The 18236-nt window shown below is 62.1% G+C and carries 19 protein-coding genes; 1 reads left to right on the top strand and 18 read right to left on the bottom strand.

Going from position 1 to position 18236, the window contains the following annotated elements:
* Nucleotides 1-10: 10 nt before the first annotated feature.
* The 11 genes from NL2_RS11265 to NL2_RS11315 all read right to left on the bottom strand — a co-directional run bounded on the left by NL2_RS11265 (nt 11) and on the right by NL2_RS11315 (nt 8350).
* Nucleotides 11-238: an EexN family lipoprotein gene (locus tag NL2_RS11265; protein WP_068075050.1), complete on the bottom strand. Its 228-nt coding sequence runs from the start codon at nt 236-238 to the stop codon at nt 11-13.
* Entirely contained in the window at nt 235-945 is a 711-nt protein-coding gene (locus NL2_RS11270; protein ID WP_068075053.1) for a TrbJ/VirB5 family protein, read from the bottom strand. The genes NL2_RS11265 and NL2_RS11270 overlap by 4 nt, the downstream gene beginning before the upstream one ends.
* Nucleotides 946-949: 4 nt before the next feature.
* Nucleotides 950-3367 (bottom strand): VirB4 family type IV secretion/conjugal transfer ATPase, encoded by a 2418-nt coding sequence (locus tag NL2_RS11275; protein WP_157083140.1) that lies wholly within the window; start codon nt 3365-3367, stop codon nt 950-952.
* Nucleotides 3360-3695 (bottom strand): VirB3 family type IV secretion system protein, encoded by a 336-nt coding sequence (locus NL2_RS11280; protein ID WP_068075370.1) that lies wholly within the window; start codon nt 3693-3695, stop codon nt 3360-3362. The genes NL2_RS11275 and NL2_RS11280 overlap by 8 nt, the downstream gene beginning before the upstream one ends.
* 10 nt (nt 3696-3705) lie before the next feature.
* On the bottom strand, nt 3706-4047 hold the full coding sequence (locus NL2_RS11285; RefSeq protein WP_068075061.1) for a TrbC/VirB2 family protein: 342 nt from the start codon (nt 4045-4047) through the stop codon (nt 3706-3708).
* Nucleotides 4044-4712: a lytic transglycosylase domain-containing protein gene (locus NL2_RS11290; RefSeq protein WP_068075064.1), complete on the bottom strand. Its 669-nt coding sequence runs from the start codon at nt 4710-4712 to the stop codon at nt 4044-4046. The genes NL2_RS11285 and NL2_RS11290 overlap by 4 nt, the downstream gene beginning before the upstream one ends.
* On the bottom strand, nt 4709-5071 hold the full coding sequence (locus NL2_RS11295; RefSeq protein WP_068075067.1) for a hypothetical protein: 363 nt from the start codon (nt 5069-5071) through the stop codon (nt 4709-4711). Before NL2_RS11295 ends, NL2_RS11290 begins: the two co-directional genes overlap by 4 nt.
* Nucleotides 5072-5199: 128 nt before the next feature.
* Nucleotides 5200-6111 carry a phytanoyl-CoA dioxygenase family protein gene (locus NL2_RS20775; protein WP_169799507.1) on the bottom strand — a complete coding sequence of 304 codons (912 nt, stop codon included), beginning with the start codon at nt 6109-6111 and terminating at the stop codon, nt 5200-5202.
* 18 nt (nt 6112-6129) lie between these two features.
* On the bottom strand, nt 6130-6747 hold the full coding sequence (locus NL2_RS11305; RefSeq protein ID WP_068075072.1) for an acyl-homoserine-lactone synthase: 618 nt from the start codon (nt 6745-6747) through the stop codon (nt 6130-6132).
* Between the two features lie 73 nt (nt 6748-6820).
* Entirely contained in the window at nt 6821-7570 is a 750-nt protein-coding gene (locus tag NL2_RS11310; RefSeq protein ID WP_068075075.1) for a LuxR family transcriptional regulator, read from the bottom strand.
* Nucleotides 7571-7588: 18 nt separating this feature from the next.
* Complete coding sequence (locus NL2_RS11315) at nt 7589-8350, bottom strand: LuxR family transcriptional regulator (RefSeq protein WP_068075078.1); 762 nt, start codon at nt 8348-8350, stop codon at nt 7589-7591.
* Between the two features lie 244 nt (nt 8351-8594).
* On the opposite strand from NL2_RS11315, the gene NL2_RS11320 reads away from it, so the two are divergent.
* Nucleotides 8595-9161 carry a hypothetical protein gene (locus NL2_RS11320; RefSeq protein ID WP_068075080.1) on the top strand — a complete coding sequence of 189 codons (567 nt, stop codon included), beginning with the start codon at nt 8595-8597 and terminating at the stop codon, nt 9159-9161.
* A gap of 77 nt (nt 9162-9238) precedes the next feature.
* Here NL2_RS11320 and NL2_RS11325 read toward each other — a convergent pair whose 3' ends face one another.
* The 7 genes from NL2_RS11325 to NL2_RS11355 are packed head-to-tail and all read right to left on the bottom strand — an operon-like array spanning nt 9239 to nt 18157.
* Nucleotides 9239-9925 carry a ZIP family metal transporter gene (locus NL2_RS11325; protein WP_068075084.1) on the bottom strand — a complete coding sequence of 229 codons (687 nt, stop codon included), beginning with the start codon at nt 9923-9925 and terminating at the stop codon, nt 9239-9241.
* A gap of 19 nt (nt 9926-9944) precedes the next feature.
* Entirely contained in the window at nt 9945-10358 is a 414-nt protein-coding gene (locus NL2_RS11330) for a hypothetical protein (RefSeq protein ID WP_068075087.1), read from the bottom strand.
* The gene (locus NL2_RS11335) at nt 10359-10844 is read right to left on the bottom strand and encodes an SRPBCC family protein (protein WP_068075091.1); all 486 of its coding nucleotides are present in this window, start codon (nt 10842-10844) and stop codon (nt 10359-10361) included. It abuts the gene before it with no gap.
* Nucleotides 10837-13362: a heavy metal translocating P-type ATPase gene (locus NL2_RS11340; protein WP_068075094.1), complete on the bottom strand. Its 2526-nt coding sequence runs from the start codon at nt 13360-13362 to the stop codon at nt 10837-10839. The genes NL2_RS11335 and NL2_RS11340 overlap by 8 nt, the downstream gene beginning before the upstream one ends.
* Nucleotides 13359-13715 carry a DUF190 domain-containing protein gene (locus tag NL2_RS11345; RefSeq protein ID WP_068075097.1) on the bottom strand — a complete coding sequence of 119 codons (357 nt, stop codon included), beginning with the start codon at nt 13713-13715 and terminating at the stop codon, nt 13359-13361. The genes NL2_RS11340 and NL2_RS11345 overlap by 4 nt, the downstream gene beginning before the upstream one ends.
* 14 nt (nt 13716-13729) lie before the next feature.
* Nucleotides 13730-16987, bottom strand: a complete 3258-nt coding sequence (locus tag NL2_RS11350) for an efflux RND transporter permease subunit (protein ID WP_068075100.1) — start codon at nt 16985-16987, stop codon at nt 13730-13732.
* Between the two features lie 3 nt (nt 16988-16990).
* A complete protein-coding gene (locus tag NL2_RS11355) occupies nt 16991-18157 on the bottom strand; it encodes an efflux RND transporter periplasmic adaptor subunit (RefSeq protein ID WP_068075103.1) in 1167 nt (388 codons plus the stop codon).
* Nucleotides 18158-18236: the final 79 nt, after the last annotated feature.

Genomic DNA, 18236 nt, shown 5'->3' on the forward strand with positions numbered 1-18236 from the left:
CCATTACTGTTCAATGGGCCGCTGAGAGCGAGCGCAGCTTTTGATCGAGCGTCTTGACGCTCTCTGCGTTCGAACATTCCTGCGCGTCGCGGTGCGTACCATCGGCACACGCTTTCAAAATCTCCGCTAGTTCCTGCGGATGCGCCTTAAGGTAGTCCTTCCCACGGGTGGGTGGCTGGCACGCGACCAACAGCAACGGGAACGACAGGAAAATGGTGCCAACGATTGTCGGCCTCACTGTCTGAGGCTCCCGAGTTTCTTCGCCAGAATTTCATCACTCTCGCGCTGCGAACGAATGTGCTGTTCGGCTTGCTGCCGCATCTGCAGGGCCTGAAGTTGCACCGCATCGTTCTGGATGTGGGCATTCTCCACTCCGATCCGGGCCTGGATATCCATCACGTCCTTCGCGTCCGAGGCCGTGTCCAGTGATGATCGAAGTTCTTCGAGACCCGCAGTCCGCTTGGTGGTGACACCATAGGCGGCCTCGGCGATCGCTGCGTCGCGCGCCGCCATGTCCCCGTTGCGCAAAATGGCATCGCGGTTCGTCCGTTCGAAGGCGGTGGCATCGGGGCGAAGGTCGGGCAATGCAACGCGGTTGCTGCTGCGGATCCGATCTGCTGCCGATCCGAGGCTGCCGAGCCCAGCCATGTCCGAGGACATCAGGCGCTGGATGTCGCGAGCCTCACTCGGGAGGAGGTGGCGCACCGCGTCGGTGTTCAGCGACGAGGCGATCTGGTTGACGTTCGTCAGCTTGTTGACGCTGTCGAACATATCGGTCGCTTGGGAGATCTGCTGCTTGCCCTGCTCGATCATCGCAAGCGTGTTCTTCACCGTCGATAGCGTTTGCAGGAAGGTGCTGGAGTCATAGACCGGGATACCCTGCGCATAAGCCGGCACCGACGCTCCCAGTCCGCTGGCGATCGCCAGCACTCGAATTGCTCTCATGACGTTATCCTTTCCTTCGGGTGGTAGCTCGACGACGCTCGTGGAAGATGGGCAACCATACGGCGGGGTCGTCGCCGTGCTCGCGCCGGACCTGGTCGAGGATGCCGACAGTTTCCGTAGTGCCTGAAAGGACCGCGAGCTCGTCCGACAGCCCGCCGAGGTCGAGTTCGACGACGATGGAATCGTGACCCTGCTTGACGAGAAAGCGGCGGCTCTCCGGGATAAGATCGTTCCTGATCAGCTTGAATTCGGCACGGGTGAGGCCGAGGCCGTCGATATAGTCCACCTCGCGGCCGTGAGGGTTCGGCAGGAGGATCTTGGTCGCGACCTGCTCCATGATGCTGTGCGAGATGTCGGACCGCAGCGCGTCGGCCGGGCTTTGCGTGCCGAACACCAGGAAGGCATTCTGCTTGCGATAGGTCTTGAGGCCATCCTGGGCGAAAGCGCGGAACGCATCGTCGCCGAGCGCCTTCCAGAATTCATCGATGTCGATAACCAGGCGCCGGCCGTCGAGCAGCGCGTCGATGCGGTGGAACATGTACATCATGAGCGGGGTGCGGATCTCGGGATTGTCGAGAAAGTCCGTCATGTCGAAGCCGATGAACCGAGCTTCAAGCGTCAGTTCGTCCCGGTCATTGTCGAATACCCAGCCAAGGGCACCACCGCGCGACCATTTTTCGAGCCGGGCGCCGATCCCCTCCGGATCGCGCTGTCCGAGCAGTTGGCGCAAGGCGAGGATGGACCGCTCCTCCGGGGGGAGCCTTCCGATCGAGAGGATGCCCTCGTCGATCATTCGCTCCTGCGTAACCCCGAGCTGGCTGCCCGCAGGCGTTACGAGATGGCGGATCATTCGCCCCAAGAACACGATATTCCCGGGAGTCTGCTCAAGCGCGCGGAGCGGTGCGAACCCGGTCGGCACACCATTCCTCAGCGCGAGATAGGTGCCACCGGAGGAGCGCACATAGATTTCAGCGCCCCGATCCTTGTCGATGAAGATTTGCTGCGCGCCGGTTTTTTCGAGCTGCGCCATCAGGAAGTTCTGGACCACCGTCTTGCCGCCACCCGAGGGGCCGATAATTAGAGTATGGCCAAGGTCGTTAACATGGAAATTGAAATAGAAGGGGGATTGGGCGGCGGTTTTCATTAGCGCGATCGCCGCGCCCCAGTGATTGCCGTCGGGCTTGCCGGCGGGGAAGGTATGGAAGGGTGAGAGTGCGGCGAAATTTCGCGAGGTGATCGCCGCGGGCCGGGCGCGCCACGCGAAGTTGCCCGGAAGCTGCGACCAGAAAGCTGCCTCGAGTGCCGGGCCTTCCCGTGCCGCTACGAGACCGGCATCGGCTAGCGCAGCCCGCGCCGTCGAGAGATTCTCGGCAAGACGCTTCTGATTTTCCCCGAAGACGGCGAGCGAGAAATGGTGCTCGCCCAAGACGAAGCGATTGCTCTGCAGATCATCGGCGGCATCAGCCAGCTCGAGAGCCTGGCTAGCCGCGGCGTCTTCGGTCGAAGCCATTTGGTTCTGGCGACGGCGGAGGCGCTCGGAAGCCCGCGCCTTTCCCATGAACGCGAAGGACTGCGTAACGACAAAGGCGAAGTCCTGCGAGAGCAGAGCGTTCATCTGGCCAGGGCGGGTCATCGCCGGATACTCGCGAATGCCGAACAGGCCAACGAAGCGGCTTTCATCATGCGCACGTACTTCCACCGTCTCTCGGCCGAAGATGACGCGCTCGCCGTAGATGGCGGAACCAAGATGACCGCGGACCAGCGGCACCCGGGCCGCGCGACCCATCATTACGAGTTCGAGCACCTCGAGTGGCTGCGAAAACATCAGGCCATTATGCTCGTAGAGGCTGAGGCGCTGGAGCCGGCATCGGGCCAGCAGCTTCTCGATGTCGCGGGCCTTGTCCTCGAAACGGGCGAGTTCGTCCTCGTCGACCTCCTGACCTTCCTTTCGCGCTGTCGACAGGCGACGCAGCAGGACGCCGGTGCGATCTGCCGAGCCTACCGAAGGACGCATGATCATCGTCAGGTATAGCTCGTTGACGAACATGCGCTTGGCGGTGACGCGCGCCCTGTACTTTGCGTCCAAATCGGCTGCGAAGGCCGACCGGAACTCGCCTTCCGGGTAATCGGTGATGGGGCGGCGGACGATGTGCGTCCAGATTGCGAGGCGATCGTCCGCGATATTGCGCAGGGTGCCGTTCAGTTTCTCGTGCCAGTCGTTGAGATGCACGGGATCGGCTGTTTCGAAGGCGAGACCGTCAAGCTTGAACATCATCATGAGATCGCGGCCGTCGAGCGCAATCACGTGGTCGTCGATATGGCGCGCATAGGGCAAGTAGCGCGCGGGGTCGGCCTCGTTCTTTAGTACCCGCCAAGGGGTCCGGGCCGAAGCTCCGCCCAAGGAGGAGGCGCGACTAGCCACGGGCAAATCCCCTACGCTTGGCGCCATCGACGGGCAGGGGTGAATAGGAGCTTCCTCCCCACCAACCGCGGTTGCAGCAACGGGCCTTGGTCGTCGTCCATAGCCACAAGAGGCGAAACGCATTGGCGTCGTGGCGCACGATCAAGCGCGCGATGGCGAAGAACGCGCCCGCCAGCGCAACCGCGTAGAGCGGGTTGCCCGTGATGATGAGTGTCAAACACGAGGCCAGCGCGATGGGCAGCGACGCCTCGATCGGCACGCCGAGCCACATCGTCGGCCGCGTTACCGCGAGAAAGAGGGTCTCTTCCCTAAGCTTTTCGTCGTCCACCACCGCGTGCTCACGCGCCGCCGGTGATGGTATCGACGATCCACTGCGCGCTGAACACGATGAAGATGCCGACGATCACGGTGACCAGCAGCCCGAGGCTTGCTCGACCCGTAAAGAACATGAAACCGACGATGACGACGGCGATCACCGCGATCGTCTTCGCGAATGTGCCGGTCAGCCAGGTCTTGATGTTCTCGGCCATCGACGTGATGCCATCGGCGGATTGGGCATATGCCGGGTCGGTGAGCAGCAACGACACCGCGCAAACCGCGACGAACAAGGCGAGATATTGCGCGATCGAGCGACGGCGCGGTGTGAGCCATGGCCCCGGGGCAGTAGCTTGGGCGGTCATTCGTCTTGTCCTTTCGGTGAAATGCTGGAGCCTCCCCCGAAGACCATCAAAGCTGCTGTCTGTGCGCCCGCAGATGTGTTCCAATCGACCCGCGCTGCGGCGCTCGAAACCGGTGCCAGCGGAGGCGTGGCAGGGGCCTGCGATCGCATGGGGGCCTGCACAACTGGCGCGACGGCTCCGCCACTAATCAACGGAATCACTAGGCTCGACGATGCGTAGACGCGGCCGACGTAGCCGTTGCCAAAGCCACGCGAACGGCTGCCCGTGTTGTACATCGACATGGCCGTCGCGATGGCCGCTTCGGTCGTAGGGCTCGACTGCGCGACGGACAGGTAGTTGCTCGAAAGCACGCGCGCGGAGGCGGCAAGGTTGCGGCAGGGATCGAAAGCGTCTTCGACAGAAAGTCCGAGCCATCGCAGATTGGCGCTGTTGATTTGGCCAAGGCCGAGGTCGATGTTGTAGCCTCGGGCAATCAGCGATCGGGCGGCTGCGGTCGCCGAAAGGCGATCGACCGGGTGGGGCGCTTTCACCCCCTTGGCGTTGACGCCGATCGCGTAGGGATTGAAGCGGCTCTCGGTGTGGACCAAAGAAACTAGGGTCTCCACCGCAACCGATGGGGCGCATTGGCGCGACAAGGCGACCACGGTTGCGATTTCGAGGATCACTGTGGCGTGGTCCCCGGCTCAGTCGCAGCTGCAGGCAGGCCTTCGATGTTCGCCAACGAATATGTCTGCTGACGCCCGTCGTTAAACGTCATCACAACTCGGCGGCGGGTCGCGGAATCGCGATCATAAACCTTGGTCTTGGCAGCGCCGCCACCCGAGCAACCGGGGAACGAGCCCCCGGTTGCCAAGCGTTGCCATAGCTTCGTCATGGGAGGAATGCAGGCGCCGTACTGCGTCGCGCCACCAGGATTGGAGAGGCACAGCAGAACCTGGCAACCGAGATCGTTTGCCTGCGCTGGCGCTATCGGCAAGCAGATCGCCAACCAGGGCGCGGCTAAGGCGAAACGCAAGCGCTGCATCTTTCACTCCTTGTCGCAGCACCGTGCAAAGCAAAGGCGGCGACGTTTATCCTCTGAAAATCACTACTCTTTTGAGCCCGGCGGACGTGTTTTGAGCAATCCCCCCACAAAGGGGGATCGCCGCAGAATCATGCGCCATGCGGAGCGGCGCCAATGTGGCGCTGCTCCTTCAGGAATTCGGCGAGCGCTTCCTCTTGGTCAGGGCGCAGGGCGTCCACCGCGCCCAGGCGCTCCGGCGTGTTTGCGCGGAGCAGGATCGAGGGGCAGCGTCCTTCGTAATTGCCCAGATTGGGCCTGTGTTGCTGGTATCCGACCAACGCCGCAAGATCAGGGGCGAATGTCCGCGCCACATTCGGGGGATATACGAGCCACTGATTTTCATAGGGCTTGAGCCACCCAAGACAGTAGCTGACGATCATTCCCTGGCGCACGTCAGCCGACCGATTTCCACCTGCTCCGTGAAGGGTTGATCCGAGGAATACAATTGCAGATCCTGGACTACATTCCACTGCAACCGGCGCTTCCGGCGGATCGGATAATAATGCGTTTGCGCCGTGGCTGCGGGGCCATATGAGCGTCGTACCGTTGTCCCGCCGGTAGTTGGTGAACGGCCACATCACGTTGATCAGATACTCAACTTCGCCGGTCTGTCCGCGCCACATGTCCTGATCGCGGTGAGGAAACTGGGGGAGGGCACCGGGATGCAGCTCGAGGGCCTGAGCGAGGTTGAGCTGGATCGTATCACACCATGGGCCGAGTATCGTCTCAGCCAGCGCAATGATCTGTTGGTGCTGGATAAACCCGGCCGCATGCGGTGACCGCTTAAGCAGGCTTCCGAAGCGCTTTGTTCGGCTGCCATAGAAGCCTCCTGAGCAAAAGGGTGTCGCCTCGAACTGCGGGGCCAAATCGTCAGCGAGCGACTCTACGTCGGCCAGTGGCTTGAGATCGGGCATGACACAGAAGCCGTCTCTCAACAGCGCCTCGCAAGACCGCCGCTGAGCGTCGGACCCGGGCACAACATATTTCAAGTTGGTAGGCATGTCGTGATCTCCGGTATCTCAGGCGGCCGCACGATCTAGATCCATCAGATGGATCGGCTCGAACGTGCCGGATTGACGAAGGAGGCGAGGCGTCTCCGGCGAGATATCGATCCGCATCGCCGATAAGCTGTGGGGATCGCTGATGCTCGGCAGTCCCAGCGGAACGCATACCCAACCGAAGGCGAGAATTTGTTGAAACCACGCCCATTCGGCGACGCCAGTATAGGCAGTGATGCCGTGATGCAGCGCATGCCGAACAAGAGCGGATATGAGGCGGTTTCGGGTGACGAGGCGGTCGCGCGCGCGCAACCGGCGCGCCAGACAGAAACGTGTGATCTCCCGAACGGCCGGCCCCGCCGGCGGCCCATCCTCGCATAAATGAGGGAAAATTGTATCGAGAATGTGCGGTCGGTCGGTTCGAAGCAGCCGGGCAGATCCGCAATGTTCTCCGCTGTCGTCAGTAATGACGATGTAGACCGCTTCATCATCATCGAATTGGTCTATTTCGTATCGGCCGGCGAGGGTCGGGATGTCCCATCCGAGCAAATCGACGAACACGCGCTTTCGTTCTTCAAACATCGACCGGAACACTCGGTCGCCCAGTGCCTGTTCGATTCCATTTCCAGTAACAACCATGATCAACCTCCTTGTCAGAGGCGATCATTCGATCAGCTTGTCGTGATTTCCGTTATCCCCAGAACTGGGGAGATCATCGCCGCAGGATATCGGCAAAGCTGATCGCTCCGTCGAACAACGCCCGGATCGCGAGCATTGTCCGCTTTGTCACGCCGTAGCGATCGCGAGCATCCTTCAGGTGTTGCGTAACGGTTTCCGCCCCGACGCCGAGAATTCTGGCAATTTCCCAATCGGTCTTACCGCGCGCCACGAGAGCTACGCATTCAATTTGGCGCTCCGTGAGCTGCGGCACGGCCGGGATCGGCGAGGCGGCCGCATGGGCAATCTTGCGAGCCGCTTCAAACGCGAAGCTGCCGACCAACTGGACAAGCGGTAGTTGTGCATCGTCCATATCGTCGCCTTCGCCCATGGCAAATGAACAGGAACCATTGGTTTCGCCGGGAATGTGCGCTGGAATCGTAAAGCCATTTCCAAGGCCGGCGATCCTGGCCGCTGCGAGTACCGCACGATCTCTCGCGTTGAGCGTGATCATGGTCGCAACTTTGGACCATGCGAAACCGACATTCGTCGTTTGGCTGGCGCGATGGATCGGGTCCGAAGCGTACAGGCGGCCCTCTTCGAAAGCCTCAACCCATTCGTGGGGATAGTGAACCAGGCGAATGCCCGTGCCGTCGGGCGCGAGGAGATCGATATGATGCACCAAGGCGAAATATCGAAATCCCATCCGTGCCGTGATCTCTTGGACGGCATGCATGAGGGTTTGCGGGGTCGAGGCGGCGTTCGCCGCCGTGCAGAATGCCTGCACTTCGGCAAGAGAGATCATGTGCCGCCGAAATATTTGCTACACGAGGGCGTCAATATTGAGATGTCCGTCGCGGACGGCACGAAGCACCAATTGCGTGCGCCGGCGCACGCCGTATCGCCTGCGCGCGCCCTCTACATATTCGTGGACGGTATCTCGGCTCAGGCCAAGGATTTGCGCAATCTCCCAATCGCTCTTGCCCTGCGCGACCAGAGCAATGCAATCGATCTGCCGCGGGCTGAGCGGCACCGGCACATTTGCGAGTGCATCGGGGTCCAGTAACTCACGAGCACATTCGAACGCGGTGGTCCCAATCAGGCGGGCCGTCAGCATGTCTTCACTGGACAAAGCATCACCAGATTGGCGCGCTACGGTAAACATCGCGTCAGGTTCGTCAGCCATCCTGATCGGCATCGAATAGCCTGAAGCCAAGCCATGTGCTCGACCCCGTTCAAGGATCGATATCTGGCGGGCAGTCGGCAGAATGAAGTCGCCGATCCGGTCCCAGGTCAAACCTGAGACCGATCGTGCGCAGGCCGCGTGAACCGGGTCGTCCATATAGAGCCGCGTCTCGATGATCTCCTCAATCCAGCGCGCAGGATAAGTCGTGAGCATCAATGCGTTCTTGCTACGTCGCTTCAAATCAACATTGTGCAACAGCGCGAACCAACGAAAGCCGAACTGACGAATAGTTGCATCAATCAGGGCGGTAAGCTGATCGAGGGTGGTTGCCGCTCGGGATTGTTCCTCGAAAGCACTGATGTCGCCAAGGCGACCCTGATCTCGAGACTTGGCCATCATGCGAAGGTGGCGTCAGTCGTATCTCCGTCCAGTCCCCATTCGGCGAAGCTATTGAAAAACGGGTCCAGTTGCATCTCATACTCCGCCCCTCGCAGCCAAGGCTCCGTCCATCGCTTCGCGCCCGTCTCGTGAAATGCTCTGCGTGACACTTTACCTCGGGCAAAGTGTCACAGTCGACAATATGCGTGCTGATGCCGTTTAGGGATTCACTTCAACCCCCATATGTGCTTGATTCATTCCCGCTATGTTGCAGGCCCCCGCCACCGAATTTTGCCGTTCCAACTTGGACATGCCGTCCCTGCTGGAGGTGCTGGCGCGAACTTCATCGCGTCCGCGCTACGCTTTCATGGTGCTGAATTTGATAGCGCAGGTCGCCCGGGGCGATGGCAGCGCCGGGCCGCTTATCGCCAAAAAAGGTGCGCTGATTCCACTTCGCGAATGGCTGTGCGATGCACTGTCACCCATGGGTCGACGCGATCCTCGCAGATTGTCCCTCGAGCAGCGCGTGTACGATGAGCTTGCCGCTGCCGGGTCGTTGCCGGCCTCTCAAGACGCAGCCGCGGCAATGGTCGAGGACGAAGTGCGCCAGCGCGTCCGCGCGTCCGGCAAGGCAAATATCAGCCGCGCTGTGTCGGAGCTGGTGAAGGCCGGTTTGCTGCGTCGCCACTATCAGGGATATCGCGTCGATCATCATAATCGCGGCGCGCAGCGTCAGGTCGTTTACAGCCTCACCACGGCCGCGAAGTCAGTGCTCATTGGTTCGCGGGCCGATAGCACTAGCATCGCAAGGCAGGCCGAGTTATTTGCATAAACAATTGAAACCAAACGATAATTTAACATAAGATATATTATCGGAACAAACTGCGTGCTCGCACTCATCGCGAGACGCTAGACCATAATCTCTTCAATCAGCAGCAATCCCAAAAACCCCACAAAGAACATCGCGCTGATGAGTGGGCTATCGGGCTTTTCATGCGCCTCGACCAATAACTCCTCGGTGACCAAGTACAGCAAGGCCATCAAACCAAAGCTTAGAAAACCGGCGATCACAACGGGAGGAAATGCCGCTACTGGGGTCGCAACCAGCGCACCGACCGGCAGCAACAGTGCTAGCCCGATCGTTATCGCGATCACTTTGCGCTTGGACCGAACCGTCTCTCCAAGTTCTGCAGTCACAGTGAGGCCAAGGAATAGCACTTCGAGTGTGAGCGCGATCGTCAGCAGAAGGCCCGCCTTGGCGCCAGCGACGAACGCTAGCCCGAGCACCAGTCCATCGATGAGGATATCGATACCGATCGCGCCCAGCATCGCCACCGGCCCCTTGGTCCGCCCTTCCAGGCCTTTGAGCGACAGCATGACCACGACGCCGAGGGCGCCGCCGATGAAGGTCGCAACCGGAGACCCTTCGTGCATGACCTGCGGCAATATTTCCGCTGCGGCGGCCGCGAACACGACACCAGCCGCCAGGTGCTGCATGGCGCTCACGAACGCGGCGCTCGGCTGACGCCAACTCGCCCATATCGAGCCCAGGATCACCGCCAGCACCGGAATGAGCGTGTATTGCAGCGCCAGCATATTCGTTCTCCTGCGAGCCCTAGATCCGACGACAGGCTTGGGCCGCATACCCTTGACGGTTGATCGTCATTTGCCCGCCGGTTGCATCGGCCGTGATCCGATCGCCGATATAGCGCAGCCCTTGCCCCGGGGCCGCAAGTCGCGCCGGCTTTCCGCCTGCCGAACTACGCATCTCGATCGTCAGCCCGTCGGCAAGGAAATCGACGGTGATTTTTGCGCCGTCGTCACATTCATAGATGTGTCGCCCGATGATCTGCGGGTTCGTGCCGGCGAAATGATCTTCGTCGTGCGGATTGGACGAGGGTGCCTGGCTGGAGCAGCCTGCTGCGCCTGATACAATAAGGGCTGCGGCCAGGAAAGGAGCCCCTGAAGATCGCGAGCGTCGTGGCACCTGCCTCACTGCAGGCCCAATTTCCGTGGCCGCGACGAACACCTAGTGGGCCTTCCGCTTGGCAACCCGGCGATCGCCGCGCGAAAGTGGGCGCGCGACCGGAGAGCCGGGTCTGAGGTAGCGCTCAAGAGCCCGGTCCGATTCCTTCATGCTATCCAGGATGCGGCCTTTCATCTTGCGAGCAGCCAGAATCGAAACGAGGCCCCAGCAGCGCGTGGTGTGACGGACCTCTGTTCGAGAGGAAATCGCGTCGATCTGATAGGCTTCCTCAAACATCAACAGGCCCCGCATCCCGGTCTTCCAGCCGATTTCCGAGGGTTTGCGGAACCGCGTGATCGTTGCGGGCGCAGTCAGGGGCTTGCGCAGGAAGGTGGTGGTGAACGTATAGCCGATCTTCGCCCCTTCTGAGGCGACACCCGAAAGCCGGATGAAGGGGTGCCACCTGGCAAAGCTGCCCAGGTCGGACACCGCCGTCCACACCCGCAGCGGTGACGTCGACAGGCACGTCACATGCTCTACCTCAAACATGATCGCGATCCTTGAAGGCAAGCAGCCGCAAGGCATTGAACACGACCACGAGCGTCGAGCCCTCATGTGCCAACACAGCCGGACCGATGCCGAGACCAAGGATCGTCGCCGGCAACAGGACAGCGACGACGCCAAGGCTCATATAGAGATTCTGGCGAATGATCCGGCTCGTCTGCCGACTGAGGCCAACCGCGAACGGCAGGTGCGTTAGATCATCGGCCATCAGGGCGACGTCGGCCGTCTCGAGCGCGACATCCGAGCCGGCCGCTCCCATCGCGATGCCAACGGTCGCATTGGCCATGGCCGGAGCGTCGTTGACGCCGTCGCCGACCATCGCCACCTTGTCCTGCGCCTTCAACTTCTTGATGGCCGCCACCTTGTCCTCGGGCATGAGATCACCCCAGGCCTCGTCCAGCCCCACCTCCCTGGCGATCGCATCGGCGACGCGCTGGTTGTCGCCCGAGATCATGATCATGCGCGTGATGCCGAGTTCGCGTAGCCGTGCGAGTGTCGCGACCGCCGCGCCGCGCGGAGTGTCCATCAGTCCGATTACGCCAAGATAGCGATCGCCCTTGCGGACGACCATCGTCGTCCGGCCGATCTCCTCAAGTTTTACGCCAGCATCCCGCAGGCCTTCCGGCAGTGGCGCGCCATCGATCTCCCCGAACAATTTGGGGCTGCCGATATGGACAGCTTTCCCGTCGACCACCGCCTGAACGCCGCGGCCTGTGATACTGCGCAGGTCAGTCGCAGCCGGGATTGGCGCCTCACCGAGCCGCTCGCGACCGCCAGCTGCGACGGCGGCAGCGAGGGGATGATCGCTCAGGCTCTCAACGGCAATGGCAACGCGCAGCAAATCCGCTTCGGTGGCGCCGTCAGCAGGAATAACGTCGGTAATCTGGGGCCGGCCTTCGGTCAGCGTGCCGGTCTTGTCGAAGGCAATGGCGCGTAGAGTGCCAAGATTTTCAAGTGGCCCGCCCCCCTTGACCAGAACGCCACCGCGCGCAGCGCGTGCGATCCCCGATAGCACCGCGCTCGGCGTTGCGATCGCGAGCGCACAGGGGCTTGCCGCCACCAGCACCGCCATGGCGCGGTAGAAACTGTCACGGAATGGCTCGTCGATGACGACCCAGGCGAACAGCAGCAGCACGACGAGAGCCAGGACAGCGGGCACGAAAATCCGCTCGAAACGATCAGTGAAACGCTGCGTCGGCGACTTCTGCGCCTCAGCTTCGCCGACCATCTGCACGACCTTGGCAAGCGTGGTGTCCTTGGACAGGCGGGTTACTTGAACCTCGATCGCGCCTGCGCCGTTGATGGTCCCTGCAAAGATCCGATGCGCCGCCCCAACCTTGTCGGGCTGCGCAGCAGCGCCTGCGGGATCATCGACCGGCCGTTTGTCCACCGGCATGCTCTCGCCCGTGACGGGCGCCTGGTTAACGCTCGAGGTGCCGACAATCACGAACCCGTCGGCCGGCATGCGTTCGTTAGGCTTGACGATCGCGATGTCGCCGACTGCGAGCTCCTCGACAGCGATTTCCTGGGTCTGCCCGTCCCGCCGCACAAGCGCGGTCTGAGGCGCGAGTTCAGCGAGCGCCTCGATGGCGCGCTTTGCCCGGCCCATCGCATAATGTTCGAGCGAATGCCCCATGCTGAACAGGAACAGCAGCAGCGCGCCCTCGGCCCAGGCACCCAGCGCGGCTGCGCCGCCAGCAGCCACGAGCATGAGCGTGTCGATCTCGAACCGCTTCATGCGCAGGTTGTCGATCGCCTCGCGCAGCGTGAAATAGCCGCCAAAGCCGTAGGCGAAAATGTAGGCAGCCATCGGTATCCAGGCCGGAGCGCTGGTGAGCTTCTCCACGCCAAATCCGATGGCAGCAAATACACCGCACAAAATGGCAAAGATGATCTCGGTATTTGCCCCGAATATCATCCCACCATGGGCGTGATCGTGCCCCTCATGCTCCTTGCCCGCACCATGATCATGGCCCTCATGACCCTTTTCACCTTCATGGTCATGACGGGCGTGGGCGTGGGGCTCCGTAGGCGCGGTCGATGCCCTCGCGGGCTCAGCGCGGACGCTCAGCCCTATTTCACCGAGCAGACGGCGAATATCGCTCTCAGAAATGGCCTCCCGGTCGAAGTCGAGCCGGATACTGCCTGATGCCGAGGCGTCGGCCTCGACGATTCCTGCAGTACGGCGCAGTCGTTCCGCGACAGTACGCGCGCGGCGCTGGTTGGAGATCCCTTCGACATTCCAGCGCAGATGCCCAAATCGCTCGGTGATCTTCGCGCCTTCGCTCTGGGCGAGTTCGCGGATGCGCGGCAGAGACAGGAAATCCGGGTCATAATGGACGCAAAGCTTTGCGGGCGCATCGCCCTCTGCCGCGACGATATGTGCCTCGCGAACACCCTCCCGCGCACTCAGATTGGCCACAAGACGCGCAACACAGCTATCGGCTGTACCCTCGACTTCCGGCAGGAGGAGCGGCAATTCCAGGCGCAGTTTTTCGGTCATTGCTCATCACCCGGCACGTCGCTGGAAGCGATGCATGCGGCTTCGCCCCCCACGATCTCGACAATCTCCAGGGTCATGAGGCCGATTCCGGTGACATCGGCGAGCGAGGCCACAAAGGCGCGGAGCCGTGCATCCCCGTCCACGATCTCGATAACCAGCGACTGGTCGTCCTCAAGGACATGTCGGCGGTGGACATGCGCTGATCGGCCGAAGCCGACCAACGCCTGAAGCACCGTTGCCCCGGCCATCTTCGCGTCACGCGCACGTGTGGCGACCACCTCGAACACCTTGCGATCGCCGAAGTAAGCGGATTCATCGGTGTAGATGCGCAGCAATTTTGATTGTTCGTTCATCTTCTTATCCTCTCTCATACCGTTGCTGGTGAGGCATTCGGAGCCACTTCTTCATGCTGTTTTGCAGGGCGGCGACCGATCTTCTCGCCTAATCCCAGCACCACCTTGGAAATGGCGGGAAGCACGAGCAGCGTCAGGATCGTGGCCGCGATCAGGCCGCCGATCACGACCGTCGCAAGCGGCTTCTGCACCTCGGCGCCGGTGCCATGGGCAAGCGCCATCGGCACAAAGCCGATCGCCGGCACGAAGCCGGTCATGATAACCGGCCGAACCTTCTCGAACGTCCCCTCGACGATCGCCCGACTGAGTTCGACACCCGCTTCAAGCTTCTCGCGGATCGCGGTCATCACGACGAGGCCGTTCAGGACCGCTACACCGGCGAGACAGATGAACCCTACCGCCGCGGAAACGGAAAAGGAGATGCCCGTCAGCCAGAGCGTGAACACGCCGCCCGCGAGGCCTAAGGGGACCGCAAGGAACACCGACGCTGCCCGGGCAAGGCCGCCCAGCGCCATATAGAGCAGGCCAAAGATCGCCAGGAAGCACAAGGGCACGACAATCGACAGCCGCTGCGCAGCCGCTTGCAGGTTCTGGAACTGGCCACCCCATTCCAGATAGGAGCCCGACGGCAAGGCCAGCTTGTCGACCTTGGCCTGCGCCTCGGCGACGAAGGAACCGACGTCGCGACCGCGCACATTGGCCTGGATGACCACGCGTCGCTTGCCGTTCTCGCGGCTGATCTGGTTCAACCCTTCGCTGAACCGGAACTGCGCGACCTGCGAGAGGGGGACGGATCCCCGATGACCCCCGGCTTCCTGGGGAAGCAGAACCGGGAGTGCGGCCAGGGCATCTAGGCTCTCTCGGGTAGCCGGAGGCACCCGGACGGTCACCTCGAAGCGGCGATCGCCCTCGAAGAGCAAACCCGCCTCCCGGCCACCCATTGCGGCCGCAACTGTGTCGGCGACTTCCTCGATGGTAAGGCCGTAACGCGCGATCGCCGCACGATCGAACTTCACGTCGAGCGTCGGCGAACCACTGGTCTGCTCGGCCTTCACGTCCGCAGCACCAGGAACCGTCTGGAGCGCGCGGACGATCGCTTGCGCGGCCGCGCCCATCTTGTCGAGGTCATCGCCATAGAGCTTGATCGCGACATCGCCGCGTACCCCCGCAATGAGCTCGTTGAAACGGAGCTGGATGGGCTGGCTGACCTCGAAGGCATTGCCGATCTTCGCGCTCGCTCGTTCCTCGATCCGCTGCAGCACATCGGCCTTCGTATTTACGCCCTCCGGCCATTCATCCTGCGGCTTGAGGATCACGAAGCCGTCGGAGATATTCGGCGGCATCGGATCGGTTGCGACCTCTGCGGTGCCGGTCTTGGAAAACATGAGTTCTACCTCGGGCAGGTTGGTCACAGCGCGCTCCACCTCCCGCTGCATCGACAGTGATTTTTCGAGGGAAACCGAGGGCACGCGGCTCGATGCCAGCGCGACGTTCTTCTCATCCAGCTGCGGGATGAATTCCTGCCCGAGGAAACCGAACACCATGACCGAGGCAGCAAAGAAGGCGAAGCCGGCACCGATGAACGGCCACGGTCGCGCGACTGCCTTGTCGAGCAAGGGCGCATAGCGCGCCTTTGTCTTGGCGATGATCCAGACTTCCTTTTCCGAGACCTTGCCCCGGATCAAGAGGGCTACCATCGCCGGAACGAAGGTGAGCGCAAGGATGAACGCCGCGATCAATGCGAGCATGATCGTGATCGCCATCGGCGAGAAGGTCTTGCCCTCGACCCCGGTGAACATGAGCAGCGGCGCGAAGGCGAGCAGGATGATACCTTGACCGAACACGGTCGGTTTGATCATCTCCTGAGACGCGCGCATGGTCTCCTCGAGCCGCTCGCGCAAGTTGAGCAGCCGTCCTTCATGCTCCTGACGGTGGGCGAGCCGCGCCAGGCAGTTTTCGATAATGATGACCGCGCCATCGACGATCAGGCCGAAGTCGAGCGCACCCAGGCTCATGAGATTGCCTGGGACGCGGAAGGCGTTCATGCCGATCGCCATCATCAGGAACGAAAAAGGAATGATGAGAACCGCGATGATCGCGGCGCGAACATTGCCGAGCAGCAGGAACAGAGCAGCCGCGACGAGGATAGCGCCCTCGATCAGGTTCCGCTGCACCGTTGCGACGGTCGCATTGACGAGTTTCGACCGGTCGAGAACCGTAGTCACCTTGATACCCGGCGGCAGCGACTTCCCGATACCATCCAGCCGTTCACCGACAGCGCGCGCGACGACGCGGCTATTCTCGCCGATCAACATCAGCGCGGTGCCGATCACGGCCTCATGGCCGTTCTGACTCGCTGCGCCCGTGCGCAGTTCACCGCCGATCTTCACATTGGCGACGTCCTTGACGGCGATCGGCAAGCCGCCGCGCGTGGCGACGATGGCGTCCGCAATCTCGTCGATATCGCGAATACGCGCATCCGCCCGCAGTAGAAACGCCTCACCTCCCCGATTGAAGTAGTTGGCGCCCACTGCGAGGTTGGACGCTTCGAGCGCCTTGGCGAGCTCGGAATAGGAAATGCCATAGGAGGACAGCTTCACGGGATCCGGCTCGACGATATACTGCTTGGCGTAGCCGCCAATCGAGTCGATCCCCGCGACACCTTGCACCGTGCGCAGCTGGGGACGGATGATCCAGTCCTGCACGGTTCGCAGATAGGCAGCACGTCCCACTTCGTCCGTCAGCCGCCCCCCCTCTGTGGTCAGGAAGCTCCCGTCCGATTGCCAGCCGGGCTGACCATTGCGGATCGTCGCGCCTTTCCCACCGGGATTGGCGAAGTCGACCGAATACATCAGCACTTCGCCAAGGCCGGTCGTCACCGGACCGATCTGCGGCTGCACGCCTTCGGGAAGCGTATCGCGCGCCTGGGTCAGTCGTTCGCTAACCTGTTGGCGGGCGAAATAGAGATCCGTCTTGTCGGTGAAAATCGCCGAGACCTGGCTGAAACCGTTGCGCGAGAGCGAGCGGGTGGTTTCCAGGCCGGGAATGCCTGCAAGAGCCGTCTCGATCGGGAAGGTTACGCGCTTTTCGATTTCGATCGGCGAGAGCCCGCGTTCGACCGTGTTGATCTGGACCTGGTTGTTCGTGATGTCGGGAACGGCATCGATCGGCAGCTTGGTGAGCTGCCAAGCGCCGAAGCCAGCGATGATGAGAAAGAGGAGAACGACCGCCCAGCGTGCGCGGACGGATAGCGCCATTAGGTTCGCGATCATGGTTTATTCCTCCTCGCCTGCGCCCTTGCCGAGCTCGGCTTTGAGCAAGAAGGCATTGCGGGTCGCGATGGCCTGGCCAGCGGGGAAACCTGATGCGATTTCGATCCGGCCGGCACTGCGCTGGCCGGTCGTCACGGGTGTCGCCTTGAAGCCGTTGGCGGTGCGCACGAACACGACATCGCGACCGTTGACGGACTGAACCGCTTCTTCGGGAACGACGATCGCACTGGACGTCACGCCCCGGCTCGGGATCATCCGCACCCGAACCGCAAGACCGGGCTGAAGCAGGCTGCTGGTCACGTCAAGGACGGCCGTGGCTGCTCGCGTCTCGCCGCTGAGCGTGGGGGTCACTGCCCGCACCCGCGCATCGACTGTACGGCCATCAGGCAGTTCGACAATCGCCTTGTCGCCTGCCTCGAGGCGAGCGGCATCGGCAGCGCCAACTGCGGCTTCGATTTGAATCTGACGCGGATCGGCAACTCGGAAAAGCTCCGTCTCCGGTTGCACAAAGGCTCCGAGACTAACCTTCATTGCCGTCACGCGGCCCGAGATCGGACTTGCCAGAACAACGCCGCGACCATCGGACGTAATGTTCGCTGCGCCCGCTGCCACCGACGCGCGTCGGGCTTCGGCGGCGGCCGATGCCGCTTCCGCCTGCGCGGTCTCCAGATCGACGCGGGCGGATACCTTCTGGTCATACAGATAGCGTTCGCGGGCCAACGCCTTTTGCGCCAGCGTTGCCTTGGCGCCCGCGGCGGTGCGATCAGCCGCTATCTGTGCGGCGTCGCGGCTTTCGACCACTGCCAGCGCCTCGCCGGCGCGAACCGGATCGCCGAGCCGCTTCAGGACACGCGTTACGGCGCCGCCCGCCCTTGCGGTCACGATGGCCTCACCGGTTGGCGAAGGGGTGATGACGGCCTGCGAGATGATCTCCGCGCCAAGCCCGCCTGCGGTGATCGTCTCGGTGACAATGCCGGCATCTTTGATCGCGGCCGCGGTCATCGTAATCGTATCGGCGGTCGCATCGACCTTGGTCCCGTCGCTCTTAGCAGCAGACTCGGTCGTGGCCGCGGGGGTGTCGCTCGTGCAGCGTGCGACGGTAAAACCGCCGACAGCGGCGAACAACACGGCACCCGCCACGCCGCCCAAAAGGCGCTTGTCTTGGATCATAGGATATCTCCGGAATGGGGCTGGCCTGAGCACAACGGCCCGGCGATCGGCAGCGCATATGCCGCCGTTATGATGGGGA

The sequence above is a fragment of the Novosphingobium lentum NBRC 107847 genome, from assembly GCF_001590965.1.
Taxonomy (GTDB): domain Bacteria; phylum Pseudomonadota; class Alphaproteobacteria; order Sphingomonadales; family Sphingomonadaceae; genus Novosphingobium; species Novosphingobium lentum.

Coding starts and splice junctions, on each gene's coding strand:
- NL2_RS11345 (WP_068075097.1), bottom strand. CDS start 13,715: ATGAACGAACAATCAAAATTGCTGCGCATCTACACCGATGAATCCGCT.
- NL2_RS11295 (WP_068075067.1), bottom strand. CDS start 5,071: ATGCAGCGCTTGCGTTTCGCCTTAGCCGCGCCCTGGTTGGCGATCTGC.
- NL2_RS11320 (WP_068075080.1), top strand. CDS start 8,595: ATGTTGCAGGCCCCCGCCACCGAATTTTGCCGTTCCAACTTGGACATG.
- NL2_RS11270 (WP_068075053.1), bottom strand. CDS start 945: ATGAGAGCAATTCGAGTGCTGGCGATCGCCAGCGGACTGGGAGCGTCG.
- NL2_RS11355 (WP_068075103.1), bottom strand. CDS start 18,157: ATGATCCAAGACAAGCGCCTTTTGGGCGGCGTGGCGGGTGCCGTGTTG.
- NL2_RS11325 (WP_068075084.1), bottom strand. CDS start 9,925: ATGCTGGCGCTGCAATACACGCTCATTCCGGTGCTGGCGGTGATCCTG.
- NL2_RS11285 (WP_068075061.1), bottom strand. CDS start 4,047: ATGACCGCCCAAGCTACTGCCCCGGGGCCATGGCTCACACCGCGCCGT.
- NL2_RS11335 (WP_068075091.1), bottom strand. CDS start 10,844: ATGTTTGAGGTAGAGCATGTGACGTGCCTGTCGACGTCACCGCTGCGG.
- NL2_RS11350 (WP_068075100.1), bottom strand. CDS start 16,987: ATGATCGCGAACCTAATGGCGCTATCCGTCCGCGCACGCTGGGCGGTC.
- NL2_RS11315 (WP_068075078.1), bottom strand. CDS start 8,350: ATGATGGCCAAGTCTCGAGATCAGGGTCGCCTTGGCGACATCAGTGCT.
- NL2_RS11340 (WP_068075094.1), bottom strand. CDS start 13,362: ATGACCGAAAAACTGCGCCTGGAATTGCCGCTCCTCCTGCCGGAAGTC.
- NL2_RS11310 (WP_068075075.1), bottom strand. CDS start 7,570: ATGATCTCTCTTGCCGAAGTGCAGGCATTCTGCACGGCGGCGAACGCC.
- NL2_RS20775 (WP_169799507.1), bottom strand. CDS start 6,111: ATGCCTACCAACTTGAAATATGTTGTGCCCGGGTCCGACGCTCAGCGG.
- NL2_RS11305 (WP_068075072.1), bottom strand. CDS start 6,747: ATGGTTGTTACTGGAAATGGAATCGAACAGGCACTGGGCGACCGAGTG.